At 41.8% G+C, this 16,833-nt stretch carries 14 protein-coding genes; 3 read left to right on the top strand and 11 right to left on the bottom strand.

Annotation, left to right across the window (positions count from 1 at the left end):
- Window positions 1–92: 92 nt before the first annotated feature.
- On the bottom strand, window positions 93–980 hold the full coding sequence (locus NSQ55_RS07300) for a LysR family transcriptional regulator (RefSeq protein ID WP_339172292.1): 888 nt from the start codon (window positions 978–980) through the stop codon (window positions 93–95).
- A gap of 111 nt (window positions 981–1,091) precedes the next feature.
- Here NSQ55_RS07300 and NSQ55_RS07295 point away from each other — a divergent pair, with 111 nt between their 5' ends.
- The gene (locus NSQ55_RS07295) at window positions 1,092–2,498 is read left to right on the top strand and encodes an MFS transporter (RefSeq protein WP_248547734.1); all 1,407 of its coding nucleotides are present in this window, start codon (window positions 1,092–1,094) and stop codon (window positions 2,496–2,498) included.
- A gap of 344 nt (window positions 2,499–2,842) precedes the next feature.
- The gene (locus NSQ55_RS07290; RefSeq protein ID WP_339172289.1) at window positions 2,843–5,515 is read left to right on the top strand and encodes a cation-translocating P-type ATPase; all 2,673 of its coding nucleotides are present in this window, start codon (window positions 2,843–2,845) and stop codon (window positions 5,513–5,515) included.
- A 104-nt stretch (window positions 5,516–5,619) separates the two neighbouring features.
- Here the strand turns inward: NSQ55_RS07290 and NSQ55_RS07285 are convergent, their stop codons facing one another.
- The 8 genes from NSQ55_RS07285 to NSQ55_RS07250 all read right to left on the bottom strand — a co-directional run bounded on the left by NSQ55_RS07285 (window position 5,620) and on the right by NSQ55_RS07250 (window position 12,965).
- Entirely contained in the window at window positions 5,620–5,829 is a 210-nt protein-coding gene (locus tag NSQ55_RS07285; protein WP_076125269.1) for a helix-turn-helix transcriptional regulator, read from the bottom strand.
- Window position 5,830: 1 nt separating this feature from the next.
- Window positions 5,831–6,157: a DUF6442 family protein gene (locus tag NSQ55_RS07280; RefSeq protein ID WP_076185332.1), complete on the bottom strand. Its 327-nt coding sequence runs from the start codon at window positions 6,155–6,157 to the stop codon at window positions 5,831–5,833.
- A 130-nt stretch (window positions 6,158–6,287) separates the two neighbouring features.
- On the bottom strand, window positions 6,288–7,376 hold the full coding sequence (locus tag NSQ55_RS07275; protein WP_248547736.1) for a nucleotidyltransferase domain-containing protein: 1,089 nt from the start codon (window positions 7,374–7,376) through the stop codon (window positions 6,288–6,290).
- Between the two features lie 168 nt (window positions 7,377–7,544).
- Complete coding sequence (locus tag NSQ55_RS07270; RefSeq protein WP_339172283.1) at window positions 7,545–8,417, bottom strand: YitT family protein; 873 nt, start codon at window positions 8,415–8,417, stop codon at window positions 7,545–7,547.
- A 28-nt stretch (window positions 8,418–8,445) separates the two neighbouring features.
- Window positions 8,446–9,750, bottom strand: coding sequence for an ectonucleotide pyrophosphatase/phosphodiesterase (locus NSQ55_RS07265; protein ID WP_339172281.1), 1,305 nt, complete (start codon window positions 9,748–9,750; stop codon window positions 8,446–8,448).
- The gene (locus NSQ55_RS07260) at window positions 9,747–11,006 is read right to left on the bottom strand and encodes an MFS transporter (RefSeq protein ID WP_339172279.1); all 1,260 of its coding nucleotides are present in this window, start codon (window positions 11,004–11,006) and stop codon (window positions 9,747–9,749) included. Before NSQ55_RS07260 ends, NSQ55_RS07265 begins: the two co-directional genes overlap by 4 nt.
- Window positions 11,007–11,154: 148 nt before the next feature.
- Window positions 11,155–11,601 (bottom strand): V4R domain-containing protein, encoded by a 447-nt coding sequence (locus NSQ55_RS07255; RefSeq protein ID WP_076185335.1) that lies wholly within the window; start codon window positions 11,599–11,601, stop codon window positions 11,155–11,157.
- 182 nt (window positions 11,602–11,783) lie between these two features.
- Window positions 11,784–12,965 (bottom strand): ATP-binding protein, encoded by a 1,182-nt coding sequence (locus NSQ55_RS07250; protein WP_076308012.1) that lies wholly within the window; start codon window positions 12,963–12,965, stop codon window positions 11,784–11,786.
- Between the two features lie 291 nt (window positions 12,966–13,256).
- Between NSQ55_RS07250 and NSQ55_RS07245 the strand changes: the two genes are divergently transcribed.
- Window positions 13,257–15,188 carry an ATP-dependent DNA helicase gene (locus tag NSQ55_RS07245; protein WP_339172275.1) on the top strand — a complete coding sequence of 644 codons (1,932 nt, stop codon included), beginning with the start codon at window positions 13,257–13,259 and terminating at the stop codon, window positions 15,186–15,188.
- A gap of 66 nt (window positions 15,189–15,254) precedes the next feature.
- Here the strand turns inward: NSQ55_RS07245 and NSQ55_RS07240 are convergent, their stop codons facing one another.
- Window positions 15,255–16,025, bottom strand: coding sequence for an ABC transporter permease (locus tag NSQ55_RS07240; protein WP_036675795.1), 771 nt, complete (start codon window positions 16,023–16,025; stop codon window positions 15,255–15,257).
- Window positions 16,026–16,784 (bottom strand): ATP-binding cassette domain-containing protein, encoded by a 759-nt coding sequence (locus tag NSQ55_RS07235; RefSeq protein WP_339172273.1) that lies wholly within the window; start codon window positions 16,782–16,784, stop codon window positions 16,026–16,028.
- Between the last annotated feature and the right edge of the window lie 49 nt (window positions 16,785–16,833).

Here is a 16,833-nt window from a genome sequence, read left to right as displayed (position 1 = left end):
AAATTTAACCCAAAAAGAAAACCCCACTTACGGACCGTTGAACGTAACGGAAGGTAACGGGGAATTGGTTTGTTAGTTGTTCTGCCGCATAATTAAATGGTCTGTTTGGATAACGCTCCAAAATATTCTACAACTACCTCCCAAAATTCCAAAGCGGCCTGCGAAATGTACCGGCTCCTGTGCCACAATAAAGCTATCTCCCTTTCCAATTCGTGATTCTCTACTTGGAGGTATTGGATATCTTCCCGTGAATTCCGTGCCGTGCTTGGTATGAAAGCTAAACCAATTTCAGCTTCCACAAGAGTGCTAAGCCTTGCGGGCTCATCTCCCTCATACACATATTTAGGCACAAATCCAACTGATTTGCATACAGAGTCTATTAAATCGCGAGTACCATAGCCACTCTTTACCCCGACAAACCACTCATCCCTTAGCTCTATCAAAGATACGCTGCTTCGATTGGCCAGCCGATGCCCCTTTGGAACAGCCACAAGAATTGGATCGATAAAGACGATTTGACATTCGATGTCATCCCCTTTTATTGGAGGTGAGGATAAGCAATAATCAACCTCTCCTCTATTAAGAAGTGTAACCATTTCCTGCGTGGTCAGCATTTGCACATGGTATTGAATATCAGGCCGCTTTTTCCGAAACTCTCGCAGGATATTGGGTAATGTGCTTGCGGTCGTCACCGCTAATTCGAGTGTGCCATGTTCAGGACTGGATAAATCGCTAAGCTCCTGTTTTCCCTGCTCCAATTCAAACAATGCCCTTTCAGCTCGGCGAAGGAACCGGCTTCCGGACTCATTCAGTCGCAGCTTTCTTCCTACCCGATCGAATAAAGGTACCCCCAGATCCTCCTCCAAACGCTGAATCGTTTTGCTCAGTGAAGATTGAGTAACGTGTAGATTTCGTGCAGCTTCAGTCATATGTTCCAACCGAGCTACCGCGAGAAAATATTGCAGTTGCAAAAGTTCCAATTCGCACCTCCGTTCATTCCCTCAAGTCAATGAGATCATAACATAAAATGCGTTGGAATGAATAATCGATTTCAAGTACGATGACATTAATAAGCTTTAGGGGGATTTAAAATGAGTGTTCGCAACAGGTGGTTAATGATTTCAGTAGGTCTGGGGATTTTATTGAACCCTTTAAATTCTTCAATGGTGTCTGTGGCTATTCCAAGGCTGCAAAATGTATTCCAGCTTGACTATACAGGTGTTTCCTGGATTATTTTTTCTTTTTACATTGCAAGTAGCATCGCTCAACCTGTCATGGGAAAGGCCAGCGATTTATTCGGCCGGAGGAAAATATTTCTTACCGGGCTTGTCGTATCCTTCATTGCAGGTTTATTAGCTCCTTTCTCCCCAAACTTTGGCTGTCTCATCGTGTTCCGTATTGTGCAAGCCATTGGAACTAGCATGATGGTTGCCGTTGGAATGGCCATTGTGCGGATTCATATTACGGAGAAACAAGCGACCGCACTATCTGTTTTATCCATCTTCCTATCCGGCGCGGCAGCAATTGGTCCCTTTATTGGCGGGGTTATTATTCACTGGTGGGACTGGCCAGCTATCTTTTTCGTCAATATTCCATTCGTGGTGGCTAGCTTTCTATTATCTTGGAGGCATATCCCCAAGGACGAACCGTCAACAACCGTTACCCGGGGAATGTCCCTGCGCAAATGGTTTGATTTGATTGATGCGTCAGGAATCCTGCTCTTCACTGTGGGGCTGATTGCCGTGCTCCTTGGATTGCTTTCAGCAAAATCATCCGGACATATCTCATTAATACATGTCATTACCTGGCTAACAGGACTCGTTCTGCTAGGAGTATTCGTCCGGCATGAGCTAACAGCGGCATCACCCTTTATTCCTTTACGTACATTTGCCAAATACCCGGCAATGACTTGGGTTAATGTTGAATTCATGCTCGTTAATGTACTTTTTTACTCACTCTTTTTCGGGATCCCATCCTACTTGCAAATGGTACGTCATGTCAGTGAATTCCAAACAGGAATTCTCATGCTAACGCTGGGATTATGCTCACTGATTACTGCTCCAATAGCAGGACGCTGGATCGATAGATCAGGACCCCGGCCAGCATTGCTAGTGTCCGGGGTCCTGATGACATTGGGATCAGTGTGGCTTGTGACCTTAAATCAGACTTCACCAGTTATCAGTGTATGTGTGGCTTTAGCTGCATTCGGTATTAGCAACGGATTGAACAATGTCGGCCTGCAAGCAGCCTTGTTCCAAAGTTCTCCAAAAGAAATAATCGGTGTAGCCTCCGGATTATTTAATACATCGAGATACCTGGGAACCATTCTCTCTTCGTTGTTAATAGGTATCATAATGGGAGGTAAGTTTAGCTTCGAGGGATTTCAAGTCCTTGGGGTTATCCTCACGGTAATTGCATTGTCTTTGGTATTCATGAGTCGGAAGCACCGTGAGTCAGGGCAATTGCAGGAATCGGCTAATTCGGGCGCTAACAAATAGGAAAGTGCAGACAAATAAGACCTGTCATCAGACGGGTCTTGTTTTGTTATTTTAATGCGTAGCCTCAGCTCTTTATGAGTTTTATTTAACTCTTCAAGGTGGGGATAAACTCGATTCATAAATAGGATAATAAATAAAGCGCCCATAGTAAACTTGTGCTCGGTGAGCCAAAAACATAATGAAGAAACCAGATTTACATATATTTTTCCGTCCAATTTCAAGCTCAAAAGACACATTTATAATGTGAAAACAGTTTCGGCAGCTCGATATTTTGAAACTTGTCCCGGCTTGAACCGTAATTTTTAAGAACAAAGACACAGCACAGCAGAGAGGAGCTATCATTAGTGGAATATTACCGCAACAATGTAGCCGACAGTTTACAGGATGTTCAGAGTTCAGCTAACGGGCTTACTTCGGCAGAAGTCGACAAACGTCTGAAAGACTATGGTTTTAACGAATTAAAAGGAAAGAAAAAAGATCCTGTTTGGAAGCTTTTTCTTGAAAACTTCAAAGACCCTATGGTAGTCGTACTGCTTATAGCCGCCATTGTCCAGATTGTTATGGGCCAAGTTATGGAGTCGCTTATTATTTTCCTCGTGTTGATTCTCAATGCAGTTATAAGTGTCATCCAGACCCGTAAAGCGGAGAGTTCACTTGATGCCTTGCAGCAGATGTCAGCACCCGAGGCCAAAGTGCTGCGTGATGGAGAATTAAAAACCGTCCCGGCAAGGGAACTTGTACGCGGTGATATCGTATGGCTGGAAGCCGGCGATTTCGTACCCGCCGATGGCCGGATTATAGAATCGGAAAGCTTAAAAATAAATGAGGGTATGCTAACCGGAGAATCCGAAGCTGTGGAAAAGCATACGAATATCATCGCGAAAGAATCTCCGCTTGGAGACCGGCGTAATATGGCGTTCAGCGGTTCACTAGTTGTATATGGCCGCGGAACCCTGGTAGTAACGGGAACTGCACTCATTACCGAGATCGGAAAAATTGCTGAACTCATTGAAAGCGCCGAAGCTAAGCAAACGCCGCTGCAGCGCAAGCTCGAAACATTCAGCAAGCAGCTGGGGGTAGCAATTATACTCCTGTCCATTGTAATCTTTGCCATCCAGGCCGGACGTGTTTGGTTGTCAAATGATACTGTGGATACAACAGAAGCTATCCTGAATGCGTTAATGTTTGCAGTCGCTGTAGCGGTTGCTGCGATTCCCGAAGCTCTTTCCTCAATAGTAACTATTGTCCTATCCGTAGGTACTAACAAGATGGCTAAGCAACATGCGATTATTCGTAAGCTACCCGCTGTCGAAGCCCTTGGGTCAACCAGTGTCATCTGTACAGATAAAACCGGTACCCTCACCCAGAATAAAATGACTGTTGTAGATTACTTTTTGCCAGAAGGGGACCGTGATCAATTCAATCAAGCGCCTGAAGAATGGTCTGAAGAAGCCCGGCGGCTCCTGCATATAGCCGTGCTCTGCAACGACTCTAACATTAATGAGGATGGTAAAGAGCTGGGTGATCCTACAGAGGTAGCACTTATTGCCTTCAGCAACAGCAAGAATAAAGATTATAAGGAAATACGCGATAATTTCCCGCGCGAAGCCGAGCTACCTTTTGACTCGGATCGCAAGCTAATGACGACCTTGCATACTTTTAACGGGCAAAAAGCAATGATTACTAAAGGTGGACCCGATGTGCTCTTTGGTCTATGCTCGCATGTACTGTTAAGTGGAAAAGAAGTACCGATAACACCAGAAGTTCTTGAACGCTTCTTCGAAGCCAATGAGGAGTTCTCCAGCAGAGCACTACGTGTACTTGCCTATGCCTACAAAACCGTACCAAATACGGTTACTGAAGTAGGATTAGAGGATGAACAAAATCTGGTGCTCGTAGGTTTGACAGCTATGATTGATCCACCTCGGGAAGCTGTCTACGGCGCGATCGCAGAGTCTCAGAAGGCTGGCATCCGAACCATCATGATTACCGGTGATCATAAGACAACCGCACAAGCGATCGGCCGCGATATCGGTCTGATGACTGAGAATGAAATTGCCGTAACCGGCCAAGAACTCGATGCCATGTCTGACGAGGAACTTGATCAAAAACTCGAACAGATTGGTGTGTACGCCCGTGTCTCCCCGGAGAACAAGATCAGAATTGTCCGCGCGTGGCAGCGGAAAGGCAAAATAACAGCCATGACCGGTGATGGTGTAAATGACGCGCCTGCTTTGAAGCAAGCAGATATCGGAGTTGCCATGGGCAGTGGAACCGATGTTGCCAAAGATGCGGCTGCCATGATTTTGACCGATGATAATTTTGTATCTATTGTCAATGCTGTATCTGTGGGCAGAACGGTATTTGACAATATCAAAAAAGCGATCGCCTATTTGTTTTCAGGTAACCTGGGTGCAATTATCGCCATCCTCTTTGCCCTTATTTTCAACTGGATTAATCCTTTCACAGCGATTCAGCTTCTATTCATCAATCTGGCGAATGATTCTCTGCCCGCCATTGCTCTCGGGATGGAAAAACCTGAACCTAATGTGATGAACAGAAAACCAAGAGAGCTCAAGGAAGGAATATTCGCAGGAGGAATGATGCAGGCGATTGTCACTCGTGGTCTACTCATAGGTATAGCTGTAATCATATCCCTGTATATCGGACTTCAGGATTCGCCTGATATGGGCGTAGCTATGGCATTCACAACCCTGATCTTGTCTCGTACGTTGCAGACCTTTGCCGCCCGTTCGAACAGTCAAACTGCTATTGAAGCTGGCCTTTTCAGCAACAAATACGTCATCGGAGCCGTTCTGGTCTGCTTTGCCTTTTACGGCATTGCGGTACTGCCAGGGGTTAGAGAAATCTTCTCGATTCCGGCTTCATTTGGAATGTCAGAGTGGCTGATTGCAGCAGGCTTAGCCCTCGGCTCCCTCATCCTAATGGAATTAACGAAGGTTGTTCGAAGAGCTTTTACACCCAAATCTGTTGAACAGAACCCTGTAAATTCCTGAGTAAGCTATAATCGACCGAAAAGACAAAACAGCGATTCTCCAATGATGGAGTATCGCTGTTTTTCTGACATCTAGAGTTAAACCTAGAAAAGTTTCTGTTGATTTTAATCAAAATAAAATAATTCTTCGAATTTTTTATCCAACGCAATACATAAAATCAAAGCCAATTTTGCAGTAGGGTTAAACTGTCCGGTTTCAATCGAGCTTATAGTATTTCTTGAGACACCCACCATTTCTGCCAATTGTGCTTGCGATAATTTTTGTTCTGTTCTAGCTTCGCGCAGTTTATTTTTTAAAACCAAATGTTCACTCATACTAATCACTCATTCCATAAAAGTAAATAAACAAAAAATAAACACTTATAATTAATCCTAAAATGAATTTGAGTAAATCCATCTTTTTCTTAGTTACAGAATACATTCCAAGACCTTCAAAGCCCAAATATCCAAAAAACATAGCTATCATAGCTTTTAATGCAAAATTTGTTTCCTGACTATGATTATATAAATTGAAGACACTCAGAATGCAAAATACAATCAACATTCCAATGAATCCGCTTTTTCTGCCTTTAGCAAAAACAAATTCTTTTCCTTCGTCTCCTTTTTCATTTCTGCTTTTTTCTAATATTTCTTCCTTTTTCATAAAAATTTCTCCTTTCAGATTGAAAAGATGATGACAAGAAAACTTGTCATCATTATTATAATACGCCAAGTTTTCTTGTCAAATAAAAAAATAGCCCACTCCAATCCAAAGATTGGTAGTGAGCTATTTTCTATACCTTCATATATTCGTTATATAATTGCTCGAAAGTATTGTATCGTTCGACTTTCCTGCCTACCTTGTTGTATTCCTCCAGATATTCATCCATGACCTTCAGAAACTCATTCTTAAAGACTTGAAGATGGTCAGAATCAAAATACTGCATGATATCAAACTTTTTGGTTCCCTTCCATTCTGTCATTTCATCAAGAAAACCTTGTATGCCCATTGCTGCTAGATACGCATACGATCTATCACCCGATTCTACACTTGCTATAATCTTATTGCGGTAGTTGCACCATAACTCCTCATAAGTTCCGCCAAGATTATCATAGCTTGGGACTGGCTGCACTACAAAATCCTTATACATTTTATTATATAAATCATTGATGTTTTTAAGTGCCTTATATGCTGCACTTCTGATTTCATCGATAGTCTTCGCCTCTATCACAGCCATATATGTCTTTTCAAAATCATCAGGAACATAACGGTACGTAGCTATTTCCTCCAAATATCTTTTCATTCCCCGTTTGAAATAAGTATTGTTCAAATGAGTTAGCGCATTTAACAAATTGTATAAAACTTCGCTTGAAGCATACCTTACTGCTCCTATATCTTCAGAAAGTAATGTATTCGCATATTCCTGTTTTGCTATGTCTATACACTTTTTCGCTCTACTGATACATTCTCTCCCTATAGGCATTGCCAGAGCATCGAGTGCTCTCTGTTTATATAAATTTAGCTTTTCCAAATATTCGGGTTTTGCACAGTATAACACCTGTAAATCCACCAGACATGAAATCATTGGACTCTCGAGATTGGCTTGATCTTCTATCCTTGTTTCCCATGGCGTACAATATAGATCGTATCCAATATCATCCAAAATAAAACACGAAGATATTCCCCAGCCTTGCTCTGTGTTATTAATTATGATTAGATCAAGATCGCTTTTTTCATGAAAATCCCCAGTACTAAAAGAACCTGTAAGCCCAATAATTGCAATATCATCAGAAAAATCTCTCTTAGCCCGTTCAATGACCATGCTAATAAGCTTTTCATTTTTGATTAAGATCTTTTCTTTATGAACAGCATCCATATCCATGTCCCCTCTCCAACCTTATTAATTCTATTGTATAAGCATGTTGTTAGAGTAGGTATTCCAACTTTAATTATATTAAATCTATACCAAGCCTTTCCTCTCCTTCAAAGAAAACAAAAAAACGCGCTGGCAAGAGCATAATTAGCTTCTCTCCAACACGTTTTATAGTCGTTAGTGAATATTTTTCTTTTTGAAACTGCCACCTTTAACTTCTGCAACATCGTAGACTACTACAAAGGCATTCGGGTCAATTTCACGAATAATATCTTTTATTTTACTTTCTTCCAGACGGTTAATTACACAAGTAATTTCTTTGAATTGTTCATTGGAGTAGCCGCCATAAGCATCTGTATAAGTGGCTCCACGACCCAATCGGTCACGAATAGTCTCGACCATGATTTCCGGTTGAATGGTGATGATTTTAAACGTTTTAGAGCCACTCAAACCTTCTTCAATAATATGAATGACCTTAGAAGCAATAAAATAAGCAAGCGCTGATAGAATAGCCCCTTGTAGGCCAAATACTGTTGAAACAACAATAAAGACAAACATGTTTAGAAATAAGATTAAATCACTGGTCCCAAAAGGTAATTTTCGTGAAAGTAAGACAGCTAACATATCTATCCCATCTAATGCTCCACCATTACGTAAGGCTAAACCCATACCAAAACCGATAATAATCCCGCCAACAACGGTAATTAATAAGGTATCACCTTCTATAATCGTCGGTACATGATGCATAAGACTAGTGCCAACAGCCAGTGAAGCAATACCGATAACGGAATAAAGAGCAAAGCTTTTACCAATTTGCTTATATCCTAGCCACACAAAAGGGATATTAATTATGCCAATTAGCAGCCCTAGCGGTAAGCCAAACAGTTCAGAGCCAACGATGCTTAGACCTGTGACACCTCCATCTGAGACGTTGTTGGGTATCAATACGGATTCTAGACCATAGGCAGCTATTAGCGCCCCAATAATAATCATGAATACTTTTGTGAATATCTTGAGTTTATTTGATTTCTGTTTTCGCGTTTCAATCATTGAATTTCTCCGTTTCACATTGCTTAATTTAGTCCATAAAAATTTCCTCTAAAGGTCTTCCGTCACCTGGATTAAAATCAATCCCTAAAATCTTTGCCATCGTGGGGGCTATATCTACCATTTCGATGTCCCCTATATGATGCCCATTTCTAATCTTTTCCCCGGAGACAACCAAGTTGCATCTATAGCCGTCTTTATCAGGAGAATAGCCATGCGTGGCAAATTTAACGCCTTGTTTGTCCAAATCAACAATCGTTGGTTCATCCATACTTTCGTCGAAACAATAACCTCTCTTAGCCTCAAGCATATACTTTGTGGTTTGGCCCACATGAAAATAATCCAGTTCATCTCTAGCATACAATTTCTCTATACCTGAAGATTCATCTCTCATATTATCTCCAATAACAGCTAATGCTATTTGCTCAGCTTCTTCATCGCCCTGCCGGATATGCAAGTAAGCCGCTCCACCCCCACACTGAAAGTAAGCTCTCCACTTCATTTCGCCGTTCTCTTCATAGATCAGGCCCTTTTCCTGCAAAAGGTTGTTCAAATGCACCTTGTACCTAACATTAAACTGGCCATGGTCCCCCAAAATTAAAAAAATCGTATCATCCTTTATCCCCGCTTCATCCACTGCCTGCATAATATCGCCTAACCTTTTATCCATACGTGTGATTACCTGCATCACTTCGTCACTGTCAGTTCCATAAGCATGTTTGGCATCATCCAGATCGATCAGATGCATCATTAGAAGATTAGGTTTTTTGCGCTTAATCGTTTCTATAGCACATTTGGTCGTGAAGTCATCCAGATAGGGCTGCTCAATCCCTTTGCGGATCCGGCCATATTTCAGCTCCATATCCACGCAGTATAAGGGGCTTCCGCTTTTTAATATCTTCAGTGCCTGATTTTCGTTTTTGATGGCTCTGATTTCAGGTATATTGTATTGGATGGAGGATTTACCCGATACTGGCCATAGGATTCCGGCGGTGCTCATCTTATGCTCGCGCGCAACATCGTAAATCGTTGGCACCTTGATCGCATTTCTAAACCAGAACCAATTCTGCTCCTCTTCCTTAATAAAGGGTTGAAACGGATTGTTGTGATGGATGCCATGCTTATCCGGATATACACCGGTTGCTATGGTGGTGTGCACTACATATGTGAGCGTGGGATACACACTTTTCAATTTATGGCTGTGGGCTCCGTTTTTAATTAATTCCGCTAAGTTTGGAAGCCGGCTGGCCAATGCCCAGTGGTCTTCTGAAAAGGCATCGTAAGAGATGACGATCAAATGCTTGGCCATAGCCGTTTGTGCTTTAATTGACTTCATAGAATAAGCCCCTTAGATTCGTCATGTTCAGGCTGCTCTTTAGGTAAAGTTATAAATACGAATAATCCAATAATAAAAAGTGGGATAATCGCTAAAATACTAAATTTAGCATTACCTGTTAAGGTTGTTGTTAAAGACATTACAGCAGGACCAACAATGGCCGCGAACTTGCCAAAAATATTGTAAAAACCAAAGAATTCATTGGAATTCTCCTTTGGAATGATCTTCGCATAATAAGACCTGCTGAGCGCCTGAATGCCTCCCTGAGCGGAACCAATTAGCGCACCTAGAATAAATATATGCCACACTGAAGTGATAAAAAAAGCTGCGATGCAGGAAATGATATATGTAACAATCCCCACGATGATCAAAGTCCTGGCGGAGTATTTTTTGGCGAGATTACCATACAGGATTGCACAAGGAAAAGCGATGATCTGGATAACTAATAATATCCCCAGTAAGGTAAAGGTGTCAAAAGCATCCGCACCCAGAACCGATGTGGCATAGGGCACCACCATTTTAATAATCGTATCTACCCCATCAATATAAAGAAAGTACGCAATTAAGAAAACAAATACAACTTTATGCTGTCTAACATTCCTAAAGGTGTCCCCCAGTCTTTTAAAACTGTTGATTACAGGTCTTGGTTCAGGCTCAATATAATATCTCTGCTTTACATCTCTGATCATGGGTATGGTCAACAGCCCCCACCAAAGAGCAGTAATGATAAACCCAATCTGATAACCGATCGACTTATCCATCCCCATAAACAGAATCAATAGCAGGCTGATGCCAAATGGAATGACGCTGGCGATATATCCATAAGCAAAACCTTTTGTGGATACCTTATCCATCCTTTCATCAGTGGTTATATCCACAAGAAAAGAGTCATAAAAAATATTGGCTCCGGCAAAACCTATGACAGACAGGATGTAAAACACAATCAATAACTGCCACTGCCCGCTCGCAGGTGCAACGAATGCCAACGAAGCCGTAGCCAGCACACCGATCAAAGAGAAAAATAAGAAAAAGCGCTTTTTCTTATCCTTGTAATCTGCGATCGTGCCTAAAATCGGACTAAGGATAGCCACAAGAATACTAGCAATGGAGTTAAAGTACCCTAAATCCATGCTGCTGTTAACATTTGAAAACATGCCAAATACAATAGGCAATAATGCAGTTGTAACCGCCATCGAATAGGCTGAATTCCCGCAGTCATATAAAATCCATGATTTTTCCTCTTTGCTAAGTTTCATCTAACAGCCACCTTTTCACCTATTTGTAACTGTTATATCATTTCAGCATAAGAGGCATGTTAAATGAATGTTAATTCCATCACAACTTCTTCATAAAAAAACGACCTTTTAAAATCGAAAGGTCGCTTACTCGCTTTTATATATGAATTTAATATTTGACGATATATTCGCAATATTCATCCCCATTAACATTACATTTTATTTCCCGGACGGAAACCCGCTTTCCACGAATTTTAGTAAGTGCTCCTTCGATAATGGCTCCCTCCAGGTCACAAACCATTTTCCCTTCCATAATAGGTAACCCTTCGCAGAAACAATCGTGTACTGCAATCGTCATCCCCTTGTCATCTTCATGGGTTATTATAGGAATCCCTATCTTCAATTGTTCGAATAACTCGAATAGTTCATTAACCGAGGTAACACCAAATTCTTCCCCAATTTTTCTTCCTATAGTCAACGTTGTACCCTTACCATTCATGGGTAACGCTTGATATAAACCAATAAGTCTAATCGTTCTGAAAAGCTCCAAAGGTACGACATTACCTAAATTTTTTCTCTTTATTTTTTTCATATCTGTAAAAGTAAATTGATCCATGCCAGTAGCCTCCAATTGCTTATGTAATTTATATTTCAAATTTAATTGATATATTGAGTATAAACGTATCCAATAATTGCTTTGTGATCTTACGCACATCCTGATTTTTTGTAGAACCATAACAAAAAAAGCAACTTCCCTGTTGGCAAGTCGCTCCTTCATTCATTAGATGCAGCAGCATCTCAAATATGATAATCATAAACCCAAGGCAAAATAACCATCACGCTAGTTCCAACCTGAACCTCTGAATCTACCTTAATATGCCCCCCATACATTTCAATTAATTGTTTACAAATCGATAATCCAATCCCTGTCCCTTTTTGCTTGGTAGTAAAGAAAGGGTCAAATATCCGTTTTAATTTATCCTGTGGAATTCCTTCTCCGTTGTCTTTAAAGAGTAGAATAATTTCGTTTGTCTCAGCAGCTGTGGTAACAGAAATATCTATTCTGCCTCTAAAAGCTGTGAAGGAATCGATACTATTTTTCAAAATATTAAGAATTACCTGCTCTAGCTGAGAGGCGCTTCCAAACGTTAGTACTTTTTCTAAAGAGCACTCTACTGAAAGTATAATATCATCACTAAGTATGAGTTGATTCACAATGTTATTAACTCTATGTATAACCTCCATAACGTTAAATACTACGCCGTTATTTTTCGTACTGTCACCTTTTCGAGCCAGTATTAGAAAGTCCGTTACTAATCCATTCAGAGCATCAATCTCTTTGATGGTGATATCCAGATATGCACGCAATTCATCCGCTTTGATCTCCGGCTCATTTAGCCTGATATTTACAAGCTGAGCAAAACCTTTAATCGAAGCTAGCGGATTTCTTATTTCATGCGCCATTCCTGCTGCCATTTGTCCCATAACAGCAATTTTTTGTTCATGTAAATTGTCAATCTGTTGATTTTTATTAGACAAATAACCTTGTGCAAAGCCAGTAAAACGGGTCCAGTTGCATTCCATTAAACGATTATAAAAAAACAATCGGATCGCGGAATCATCTACAAACTCTTCAATGATCTTAAACATAATATTCTGAGCGGTTAAATTTAAATCCTTGCTCATATCAAGTAAAATATCAAAATGATCACCGAATATTTCTGCAGTATAAACCCCTTGCTCAGCCCCCTCTTTTTCTAGCAGGTTTAAGTATTGATCGTAACCAAAAGAATCAAAAAACAAGGCTTCTACCATACTCATTAATATCGTACTGAATGATGAATCTAACAATTCCTTATGCGTCTCTACAAACCAGGAGAATTCGATGTTTTTCATAGTCATGGAATGATAATGCCTGTTTAAAATGATTGGAACTGCTAAGATTAATGACGAACGCAATTCATTTTCTTTGTATGACATTGTCATCCTCCTTCTTTGTAGTTTGTATTCAAGATATGTGTATATTTTCCTGCTTCAAAAACACAGTAATTCACTTTGTTTTAATCATCATATTATATTCTGGACTTGACTGTTAGAGTGGCATCGAAGATAATTACAACCTCACCAAAAAACCAAAAAAACTATAATTAGGAAGATCATTGATTTTGAAAAGGGGCGGTCGTCATTAGCTGGTTAAGTGATCTCTACAAATTACAGAAGCAGGAGCTAAAGAAGGACATCGAGCCCTCTTTAGTCAATGCTATCTTTCGCATGTATGATAAATTTCCCAGGATTGGACTTAAAGAGCGGATCGGCCAGCAGGATATGTCTCTAGATATCGCTGATGCCTATATTAATGGTCGTAACGCGATGATTGAAGCTGGAGTCGGCATCGGCAAGTCCTTTGCCTACCTCATTCCCAGCCTGCTTATTAACCAAATCTCAAGGCAACCGGTTATTATTGCGACATCCTCCATACAACTTTCAGAACAAATACATAAAGATCTGAGATTCATCGGAAGTCGGCTCGGATTTACAAGGGTACGTTCGGTAGTTGGAAAAGGCATGGGGCAGTATGCTTGCCGGTATAGGGCAGCAGATCTGTTCCAAGCGGATGATTCAAACACCCCTCTGTCTGCGCTTGCTCAACAGATTGTGAATTATGAAATTGATGAGCGGGCGGATATTAAGGGCGGGGTTAGTGATGCAGTATGGTCTAACGTTTGTGTGAATGATTGCAAATTTGAACGTTGCCATTATAAAAGTACATGTACGTTTTATGAGATGAGAGCTAAAATTAATGCCAACGCGAGCGATATGGATTTTATTATCGTAAACCAGGATCTGCTCATCCGTGATTTAATCAAGAAAAAGGAAGGAACGAAGGGGTTAATCACTGAACGGCCGGCTCTGATCGTAATTGATGAAGCTCATAATCTGGAAGCAAAGGTTAGAGATGCAAGAACGGTCGAATTTACATACCGGGGAACCTGCCGTATTCTGGATGACGCCTTACAGATTCTCTTCAAGCAATCTGCCGATACGGAGCTTATGCCGCAATTTAAATTTATAAAAAGATGCGTTGGCCATATTTTCAAACAAGTAGAGGCAGACTTACTGCAAACAGCCAAGCAGGACAATGACCGTATAAAAATATCGCAGATCACAGGAATCCCCTTAAAACGAGCAGCTCAGGTTTTAAAAGATTTTAATCTCATCCTTTCCGTCTTAACTTCACGGCATGAGCGGGAGATTGACAATATTTTCGAAGCCATGAACGGACTTATCGACCTCTTTGATGTACTCGACGGAGTAGAGGATAACTATCTGATCTGGGCAAGCAATACTCAGCGGGAGAGTACCCTTAGTATCTGCCCTAAAGGGATAAGCCAGTTTCTGAAATATACCTTATTTAACGGGAAAACCTCTGTTATTTTAACGTCAGCAACGATGTGTCAAAACGGAGAAACGCTGGAGGAACAATACGCTTATCTCACTGAGTCCCTCGGTTACAGGGGAGATTATATGGAGCGCCAAGCTTCACCGTTTGATTATGATAACCACACCATGCTGTATATTGCCAAGGACATCCCCTACTATAACCATCAGCGGCGGGAAGATTATCTTGAAGCGGCATACAAGGAAATGATGAGGCTCTGTAATTTAACAGACGGGCGGACATTGGTTCTTTTTTCAGCTAAAGAGGATATGAAGTATATTCATAAGAAATTAAACTCTGAGAAGCTTGCATGGGCATTGCATGTTCAAAGGGAAGGTTCGTCCCAGGACGGGGTGATCGCTGACTTTCGGGGCAGTAAAGGCGTTCTACTTAGTACCGGTGTATTCTGGGAAGGTGTGAATATCGAAGGTTCCGATTTGTCGCAGTTAATCATTTTCCGTCTGCCTTTCCCTGTTCCTGCCGATCCTGTCTATGAATATAAGACTTCGATGGCAAAGAATCCCTTGAAAGAGGTTTTTGTACCGGACATGCTGCTTCGGTTAAGACAAGGAACCGGGCGCCTGATCCGCAGTGAAACTGACCTTGGTGTGCTCAGCATACTTGATTCCCGCCTGTCCATTGCCGCCAAAAAGGATTACCGGGATCAGGTACTGGAAGCCTTACCTTTTAAAAAGGTTACTGAGGATTTCAAGGTTCTGGAGAAGTTTGTGAAAGAAAAAGGGATACAGCTTAGTGATACGTAGAGAGATGAAAAAAAGCAACCCATCCGCAGACAAGTCGCTTCTAAACCCTATAACGTTATCTAGCAATTAAACTACTTTATGTTTGTATACCCGCATCGCTATTAAATAAGCAACTACTAGAATGGCTATGCACCATATGATGGCTCCCCAAATATCATTGCCAACAGGCTGCCCCATCAGGAGGGAGCGAACCGCCTCTACTATAGATGTAACGGGTTGGTTTTCAGCAAAGGCGCGAACGACTGGCGGCATCGATTCGGTAGGCACAAAGGCCGAGCTGATGAAAGGAAGGAAAATAATCGGGTAGGAAAAAGCAGTCGCGCCGTCCACCGATTTTGCGGATAGTCCAGCAATTGCTGCGACCCAAGTTAGAGCCAGCGTAAACAATATCAGGATGCCGGCAACCGCCAGCCATGAGAGCACTCCTGCCGATGAACGAAACCCCATAATCAATGCAACAAGAATGATGACGCTAACTGAAATCGCATTGGATATCAGGGAGGTCAGCACATGTCCCCACAGCATGGTAGAACGTGCAATCGGCATAGAATGGAATCTCTGAAAAATCCCTTTTTGCACATCATTAAACAGGCGGTAAGCCGTATAAGTTACACCACTGGCAATAGCGATCAGTATGATCCCGGGCAATAAATAATTCACATAGTTATCCGTACCCGCCTGGATGGCCCCACCGAACACGTAAACAAACAACAGCATAAATGCAATTGGCATGATAGTTACCGTGATGATGGTATCCATACTGCGGAGAATATGGCGCATAGAGCGTCCGAGCATTACACTCATGTCACTGAAAAAGTGCTTCTTAATCATTTCCATTTACTTTCCCTCCTTTTTGCCGATGATTGCGAGGAATATTTCCTCCAGCGTCGGCTGCTTTTCAATGTACTCAACTTTTGCGGGCGGAAAACGCTTTTTTAGTTCTTCGAGTGTACCGCTCGCAATAATTTTACCTTCATGTAGAATGGCGATTTGATCAGCAAGCTGCTCTGCCTCTTCCAAATACTGCGTCGTCAAAAAGACAGTCGTACCGCCGTCGGCAAGCTCCTTAACCATCTTCCATACATCAATCCTTGCCTCAGGATCAAGTCCAGTGGTTGGTTCGTCGAGGAAAATAATCTGCGGCTTTCCAACAAGACTCATCGCGAGATCTAATCTCCGGCGCATCCCGCCTGAATAAGTGGATACCTTGCGATCCGCGGCAGCGGTCAAAGTGAAGCGTTCCAGCAGATCGTCCGCAACTTGACGCGGATGCTTCTCATGGCGGAGCCTCGCAATCATGATCAGATTTTCCCGGCCGGTCAGAATCTCATCCACGGCAGCAAATTGACCCGTCAGGCTGATGGACTGGCGTACATAATCAGGCTTTGTGGCGACATCAAATCCGTTCACTGTAGCAGTCCCGCCATCTTGATTCAGCAAAGTGGTGAGGATTTTGACAATGGTGGTCTTGCCTGCACCATTGGAGCCCAGCAGAGCAAAAACGCTGCCCTGCTCCACTTCAAAATCCACCCCCTTTAAAACTTGAAGCTGTCTGTAGGACTTTTCCAACCCAACCACTTTAATGGACTTGTTCATTGCATTCCCTCCTCAAGGTTTTGTTAGCATATCTTTATGGAATTCTCCC

It is taken from the genome of Paenibacillus sp. FSL H7-0943 (genome assembly GCF_037963265.1).
GTDB lineage: Bacteria > Bacillota > Bacilli > Paenibacillales > Paenibacillaceae > Paenibacillus_AQ > Paenibacillus_AQ odorifer.
This window is presented reverse-complemented; position numbering and strand designations above follow the sequence as displayed.